Origin of the sequence: Trichocoleus sp. DQ-U1, assembly GCF_039961925.1 — a bacterium.
Classification (GTDB): Bacteria; Cyanobacteriota; Cyanobacteriia; order Cyanobacteriales; family FACHB-T130; genus FACHB-T130.
In genome coordinates, this window is sequence record NZ_JAMPKB010000143.1 from 1 (window position 1) to 6,649 (window position 6,649).

General features: G+C 47.1%; 8 protein-coding genes and 1 pseudogene. 1 reads left to right on the top strand and 8 read right to left on the bottom strand.

Annotated elements, in window-relative coordinates:
• Positions 1 to 80: 80 nt before the first annotated feature.
• The 6 genes from NDI34_RS27335 to NDI34_RS27360 form a co-directional block, all read right to left on the bottom strand.
• Positions 81 to 485 carry a hypothetical protein gene (locus tag NDI34_RS27335; protein WP_348234400.1) on the bottom strand — a complete coding sequence of 135 codons (405 nt, stop codon included), beginning with the start codon at positions 483 to 485 and terminating at the stop codon, positions 81 to 83.
• Positions 486 to 678: 193 nt separating this feature from the next.
• The gene (locus NDI34_RS27340) at positions 679 to 1,635 is read right to left on the bottom strand and encodes a PhoH family protein (RefSeq protein WP_190413225.1); all 957 of its coding nucleotides are present in this window, start codon (positions 1,633 to 1,635) and stop codon (positions 679 to 681) included.
• Positions 1,636 to 2,111: 476 nt separating this feature from the next.
• Complete coding sequence (locus NDI34_RS27345; protein ID WP_190413227.1) at positions 2,112 to 2,561, bottom strand: KH domain-containing protein; 450 nt, start codon at positions 2,559 to 2,561, stop codon at positions 2,112 to 2,114.
• On the bottom strand, positions 2,524 to 2,784 hold the full coding sequence (gene rpsP, locus NDI34_RS27350; protein WP_190533223.1) for a 30S ribosomal protein S16: 261 nt from the start codon (positions 2,782 to 2,784) through the stop codon (positions 2,524 to 2,526). Before rpsP ends, NDI34_RS27345 begins: the two co-directional genes overlap by 38 nt.
• A 151-nt stretch (positions 2,785 to 2,935) precedes the next feature.
• Complete coding sequence (gene ffh / locus NDI34_RS27355; protein WP_190430190.1) at positions 2,936 to 4,381, bottom strand: signal recognition particle protein; 1,446 nt, start codon at positions 4,379 to 4,381, stop codon at positions 2,936 to 2,938.
• Between the two features lie 207 nt (positions 4,382 to 4,588).
• Positions 4,589 to 4,969: a histidine kinase gene (locus tag NDI34_RS27360; protein ID WP_190430189.1), complete on the bottom strand. Its 381-nt coding sequence runs from the start codon at positions 4,967 to 4,969 to the stop codon at positions 4,589 to 4,591.
• Between the two features lie 388 nt (positions 4,970 to 5,357).
• On the opposite strand from NDI34_RS27360, the gene NDI34_RS27365 reads away from it, so the two are divergent.
• Positions 5,358 to 5,558, top strand: a complete 201-nt coding sequence (locus NDI34_RS27365; RefSeq protein WP_190413235.1) for a hypothetical protein — start codon at positions 5,358 to 5,360, stop codon at positions 5,556 to 5,558.
• A gap of 441 nt (positions 5,559 to 5,999) precedes the next feature.
• Here NDI34_RS27365 and NDI34_RS27370 read toward each other — a convergent pair whose 3' ends face one another.
• Complete coding sequence (locus NDI34_RS27370) at positions 6,000 to 6,509, bottom strand: SAM-dependent methyltransferase (protein WP_348234401.1); 510 nt, start codon at positions 6,507 to 6,509, stop codon at positions 6,000 to 6,002.
• 39 nt (positions 6,510 to 6,548) lie between these two features.
• A pseudogene (locus tag NDI34_RS27375) lies at positions 6,549 to 6,649 on the bottom strand (IS5/IS1182 family transposase); the annotation flags it as partial.

Consider the following 6,649-nt stretch of genomic DNA (forward strand, 5'->3'; position numbering starts at 1 on the left):
AAAATGGTTGATACTTTGCTTGCTACTGCACTTGATTTAGTCAATCCAAAACACCTACGCAACTGGTTCACAAACTGCTGCTACTGTACTTCATGAACTTGCAATCTGCTGTATGATGCGGTTTCTGGTTTGGGTTGAAATTTAGCGATCGCTTCTATCTTCCCGACGATATTCCGGTTGAACTCTGCTAAATCCTCTGCCGGTATCCAATACTCTTGGTGTTGAGAACTCCCCACTGTCTGCACGTCATACTGGGCTAGAAATTCCGTTTTTACATAAAAACGGGTGACATAACCCACATACCCAGAAGCTTCATCTTTCGTATTCCAATCTCTAGCAATCTGCACGGCATACGCCTCAGTTAGCACTGGATAAAATATCGGTTGGAAGGGAAGCCGAGCTGGAAAGGCACTATAACCGCTTTGTCGGATCAAATCTAGCTCTTTTTGACCCACCGGACGAAATAGCACTGTGGTATCGTTCATTCTTTTACTTTTTTTACCTCTATCCGGTGCTGAAAAAGGCAAAATTTTCTAGTTTTATCTTTACTCTCGACGCACGCATTCGAGAACTTCTTCCCTGATTGTTTGGGTAGAGAACTGCGAGCAAATTTTCAAATAGTTTGCGAACCGACATTCTCCTGGTTAGAAAACCCGAACAGTTTTCCTCACTCATCCCTCACAACGCATCATTTTCGTATGCCGCTACAATTCGCTCAACTAACGGATTGCGGACAACATCAGTTTTAGAGAGATTGCAGAAAGCAATGCCTTCAACCCGTTGGAGAATTTTTTGGGCAACGGCTAACCCAGATTGTTGGTTGAGTGGTAAATCGGTCTGGGTAATGTCACCCGTGACAACCATGCGAGAACGAAACCCTAGGCGAGTCAGCACCATTTTCATCTGTGCTGGGGTGGTGTTCTGGGCTTCATCCACAATTACAAAGGAGTTGTTGAGGGTTCGACCCCGCATATAAGCCAGGGGAGCAACTTCAATCACCCCGCGTTCCATCAAACTGGGAATTTTATCTGTATCGATAAATTCATAGAGCGCGTCATAAAGGGGACGCAGAAACGGGTCAATTTTCTGCTGTAAGTCCCCAGGCAAAAAGCCCAATTTTTCCCCAGCTTCCACAGCGGGACGGGTTAGAATCAGTCGTTCGTACTGATCGGAAAGCAGCGCCTGAACTGCCATAACGGCTGCTAGGTAGGTTTTGCCGGTACCTGCTGGGCCAATGCAGAAGGTGAGGTCGTGGGTGCGTACTGCTTGGATATACTGCAACTGAGGAAATGTTTTAGCTCGAATTTCTTCGCCGCGACGGTTTCGTGCGAGAACTTCCTCTTGCATTGCTTGCCATTCCACCTGGCGTCCCGTATCCAGGGCTTGGCAAGCCGTGCGGATATCTACTTTGGAGATCCGCTTCCCGTCTTTCCAGAAAGGTTTGAGGACGTTCACCAGATCGTTGGTGCGGTCTACTTGTTTAGGTGTCCCAGAAACCATCAGTTCTTGACCCCGCAACACTAGAACTGCGCCAGTCGTTTTTGCCAGGGTTTTGAGGTTTTCTTCGCGATCGCCTGCTAAAGCGATCGCGCTATTAGCATTTGGTAGATGTATTGTTTTAAATGCCTCGGTCATCGTAATATTATGGGCGAGTTTACAGCATTCGTCGGTGAGAGGACGGAATTAATTAGTAAAATCCGTCCCTTTGATGCGAAAAGACGCCCGATATATGACTTTCCATAACAGCTCAGGCGTCCCAATTTAATTGGCTACAGATCCTCAATGAGAGCGTAGGCGCTGACGGGAGGCTTCCGCTTTCGACGAATACTCGGCTTTTCGTACCGTTGGCAAGATTTAACCCCAGAAAATTCCGCATCGCTAGATTTTCTGGTTGATTACATCTTCTCGCCGAGTTAATCAACTTGTGTTCAACCAAACGGACTTGCAGCCACTCGCTGTTTTTTGCTTAAGTTAACCATCAACCCTAGCTTTTGGTTAGTGCCAATACTAAGCTGATAGCCCCCTTTGCCAAAGATAACAGGCGATTTACTTAGGAGATATTCATAATCGGAGGCGATCCATCACCTCCTCAATGCTAACCGTCTAAAGTTTTAACGGGAGCGGAATTTGGGAGCAGATACTGGGGAAGACCGGCGGGGTGGATCTTTTTTCGCAACTTCTGGACTTCCTGACGTACTTTCAAGCGATCGCGCTGAACTCCCATAGATGTCCAGATAGACAGATTGATTGGCAGCTTTTGCAGCCGCTTCAATCACCGTCCGAATTGCCTGAATATTACGCCCTCCCCGACCAAAAACTCGTCCCTTATCTTCGCCTTCAAAAGCCAGCCGCACCCACGCTTTAGTATTTCCCTGCGACATTTCGCAGTCCACGCTCAGCAATTTTGGTGATTCTAAAAACGGCTGCACCAAAAATTTCACCAGAGCAGCATAATCCGGTAGGGAACTCCCGTGGGATGACCTTACAGGCTGGCTGGTTGAATCTGGGGAATCCAACTCGGACTCATGCGGTAGTTGGGGCACTGACTTGTTCCAAGACATTAGCTTTTTGAAGAATCCGGCGCACCGTTGGCGTAGGTTGCGCTCCCTGTTGGAGGCGCAGTTGGATTTCTGGCACCTTTAGTCTGACTTCATCGGTTCTGGGGTTGTAAAAGCCCAGTTCTTCCAAAGGACGCCCATCGCGGCGGGAAGTGCTTTGCATTACCACAATCCGGTAGCTAGCTTCCCGCTTTTTGCCGTATCTCTTTAATCGCAGTTTGATCATGTTGATGAAGAATGTTCCTGTTTGGATTTTAAGCTATCAGCTCTTTAGCGATTAGCTTTTAGACTTTAGACGCAGAGTCATTGATTGTACCATTTTTTGGCATCAAGTTCTACCCCTCCAAGCTAAAAGCTAATTGGATTAACGGTTCCAGCTAGAGAGTGCCGAAGCCTTTCTTCTTTTTCTCCTTTTTCTTTTTCTTGCCGGGACTTCCTTGGGCGTAGCCCCGCCAACCGGCTTGAGAAGGACGATTGCCACCACCCATTCCGGGCATACCGCCCATTCCGGGCATACCGGGGAAACCGCCTTGACCCATTTGCTGCATGACGGTTCTCATTTTTGTGAAATCAGTTACCAGCTTGCTGACATCCGTCTCCTGATAGCCAGCACCGCGAGCAATCCGGCGACGACGACTGGGAGACTTCGCTAATAAGTCTGGGTTTTGGCGTTCTTCCTTCGTCATGGAATTAATCATCGCCTCAGCCCGCTTTAGCTGGGTTTCTCCTTGGCGCAGCTGTTCGTCAGAAATCTTATTCATCCCTGGAATCATCTTCAGGATTCCCCCCAGAGAACCCATATTCTTCAGCAGCCGCATCTGCTTGAGAAAATCGCTGAAGTCAAACTTAGCCGAGAGCATTTTTTCCTGCATCTTCTCGGCATCTGCCAGGTCTATTTCCTCCTGGGCTTTTTCCACAAAGGAGATCACGTCTCCCATACCCAGAATTCGGGAAGCCATGCGCTCTGGATAAAACGGTTGCAGCGCCTCGACTTTTTCTCCAACGCCGACAAATTTAATCGGCTGACCGGAAATCCGTCGCACTGATAGCGCTGCACCGCCGCGACTATCGCCATCCAGCTTCGTCAAAATGGCACCCGTGATCCCGATTTGTTCGTGGAAAGTTCGGGTGAGATTTGCCGCTTCTTGCCCGGTCATGGCATCGACCACCAGCAGCGTCTCGTGCGGCTGGACGGTTTGTTTGATGCGGGCTAATTCCGCCATCATGTCCTGGTCAATCTGGAGGCGTCCGGCAGTATCAATAATGACTGTATCGATGCCGTCTGCCTTGGCTCGCTCAACCCCTTGCCGCGCAATCTCTACCGGGTTAGCATTGGTGCCGAGTTCAAACACTGGCACCTCAATTTGCTGTCCCAGCGTCACCAGCTGATCGATGGCGGCTGGGCGATAGATGTCGGTTGCTACTAGCAAGGTACTGCGATTTTGCTTGCGTAGGTACAAAGCTAGCTTTGCTGTAGCTGTGGTTTTACCCGTTCCCTGCAACCCAGCCATCAGTACAATCGTGGGAGGCTTATCTACTGAAGCTAGGGGGACGTTAGTTTCCCCCATCACCTGGACTAGCTCATCGTAGACAATTTTGATGAACTGCTGGTCGGGGCGCACCCCAGAAACGACCTCGGCTCCCTGTGCCTTGGTTTCAACATCGGCAATAAAATCTTTGACGACCTGGAGATTGACATCCGCCTCCAATAAAGCGCGACGAACCTCCTTCAGGGCATCTTGAATGTTGGATTGGGAAATTTTGTCCTGACCCCGCAGGCTTTTCCAGGCAGATTCTAAGCGTTCAGCAAGTGCGTCGAACATAATATGTGTATCTTTTGGGCGGCTAGATAGTTATCTGCTTATCAAAATCGGCTGAAGAAAGCCCACATTTGTGAGTTTGTGGGTATTATCCATCTGTATACAGATTAGTCGTTTTCGCTGTTATCTGGCGTGCAGCCAGGTCAGGAATGGGGGTGAGGAGTGCAAATAATAAAATGCAAACAAAATGTGCGATCGCGCACGCAGTATTTAGAGAGTACTCAAAACGAGATCCTGGCGACAGCCTTGCAGTCCCAAAGAGGGATTATTGCGGTAGGACACCTCTGGAACCCAGATACTCACTTTGTAATCCAAAGAAACCCAGTAGATGTATTCCACCGCTGAGTCAAAATTCACTCCCACTCGCAGGTTAGAAAAATCATCTTCGCATATCTCGTAGCCAAAGCGAACCAGAATCTGAGCCACTAAGCACCCAGGTGTATCGCAGTATTCTCCGCAGGTTTCTCTCTCTTGCCAAAACTTCTCTAAAAAGCGATTGAGGATAGGCAAAACTTTTTTAGGGCTGCCATTCCGGGAAGCATAGATGATGACCGGGTTGCCTTCTACAAGAATGTGACAGGGGGTAGCCATTTTTTTATCTCCTGGTCGGCTGTCTCTTTTGGTTTTTGATTGGCGCACGAACTCCACATCATCCATGATGCTTTTAGCCTGCCCAAGGCAACTACTAAATCACACTTTTGGGGGATGTAGCCGTTTAAACTTTCAGGATGTTTGTCAAATTTTACAGTTTCTGCGTCTGGCTATTATCCCCTATGCAAAATTGGAATCAGCAATTCCGATTTTTTCCTCATTTAGAATCGCTCTATCGGATGAGTGCCGCACCTAACCTTAATTTTTTTGTAAAGTTTTGTTTTTAAAAGCGTTTTGTAAATTTAGATACAGAATTTTCTGTTATATTAAATAGGTAAGAGAAAATAAGTTAGTCAAACATCACTGAAGCAGTACGGAGAAACCTGGTATGTCTACTCAAGAACAAGCTCGCGCCCTCATGATGCGTCATCATCACCTCATCAAGAACCGTCAGCAGTCTATGCTGGGTCGCGCCGCTGCTGAAGTGGGTCTAGATGTTGAATCATCTGAATACTGGAATCACATTCAAGGACAACCACACCCAAGCTTCCGCTCTAGCTACGACCGCAGCGGTGCCTCGCTGAGCTAGGTTTGAGCTAAAGTTAACCGGCTAGAGTTAGTTTTTTGTATTATCTCGCTTGCATAGTGGTGTAGCAGCTTTATTTGATATATCAAAGGCTGCTAAATAAATAATTAACCTAATTCAGGGTGTTCTTTTCAATAAGAACACCCTGAAACTTTTTTTTTGAAAAAATAGTATCTCCTTTTGAGTATTTCCCTTTAAATGCGCGACTCATCGGTTTTTGGGAATAGGTAATTAGAGAAAAAAGTGTTTCTTATACCATTTCACGTTATCGTATGACCTTTTATCCATTACCGCTAACCTGCATGATGTGTAGCAGGCATATACAGCAATCCTATTTAAATTGTGAAATACTAGCCCTTCAGATCCCCGACTTCTTAAAGAAGTCGGGGATTTCGCCTTCTTGAATCATCTAGGTTCAAAGGAGCGACAGATTGCAGTACATATTTACACGACTGACTTTATCTGCAACATTTGATTGGCGTCTTTTTGGAATTCGTAGGGTACGGGCTGGATTTCTACACTGTAGCCTTGCGCTTTTAATTTCTCCATTACTGGCTGAAGGACTGGCGACACCTCTCCAGAAACATTTAAGAGAGGAAAAACCCGTACCGCAGCAGCAACACGGCACAATTCCACAATGGAGGCGAGGTGGAAATCTTCTGAGAAGAAATCCGAATAGGTGAACAACAAGTGACTGCATAAGGCTAAATCGAACTGCTGAGTCTTGAAGGGTAAAACAGGTAACTCAGCGGTTAAATAGCGTCCTTGTTGAATTTTTTGTGGAAAATCTTCTAAAAATTGCTGCATGGCTGACATCCGAATTTGCCCTAAATCTTCTGGTGACTGGATCTCGTGCCAAACGTAGCTATCGAGGTTGGCTTGGAGTCCATCAATCACTTTTTGATAGGTTTTCTGGATACGTTCTCGAATTTCGTGGTTGGAAAACTGATACACCGGATCGCAAGAGATGACGTTGTAGCCTAGGGCGTGTCATCAATTCAACCAGATGACCGTAGCAGCGAGGTGAATCGCACCGAGAAAGTTAACCGCACGCTTGTCGTAGCGCGTTGCAATCGCTCGATACTGCTTGAGTT

What these genes read in the sequence shown, in the direction of transcription:
- ffh (WP_190430190.1), bottom strand. Translation starts at nt 4,381, where the DNA reads ATGTTCGACGCACTTGCTGAACGCTTAGAATCTGCCTGGAAAAGCCTG.
- NDI34_RS27340 (WP_190413225.1), bottom strand. Translation starts at nt 1,635, where the DNA reads ATGACCGAGGCATTTAAAACAATACATCTACCAAATGCTAATAGCGCG.
- NDI34_RS27365 (WP_190413235.1), top strand. Translation starts at nt 5,358, where the DNA reads ATGTCTACTCAAGAACAAGCTCGCGCCCTCATGATGCGTCATCATCAC.
- NDI34_RS27345 (WP_190413227.1), bottom strand. Translation starts at nt 2,561, where the DNA reads ATGTCTTGGAACAAGTCAGTGCCCCAACTACCGCATGAGTCCGAGTTG.
- NDI34_RS27360 (WP_190430189.1), bottom strand. Translation starts at nt 4,969, where the DNA reads ATGGCTACCCCCTGTCACATTCTTGTAGAAGGCAACCCGGTCATCATC.
- NDI34_RS27335 (WP_348234400.1), bottom strand. Translation starts at nt 485, where the DNA reads ATGAACGATACCACAGTGCTATTTCGTCCGGTGGGTCAAAAAGAGCTA.
- rpsP (WP_190533223.1), bottom strand. Translation starts at nt 2,784, where the DNA reads ATGATCAAACTGCGATTAAAGAGATACGGCAAAAAGCGGGAAGCTAGC.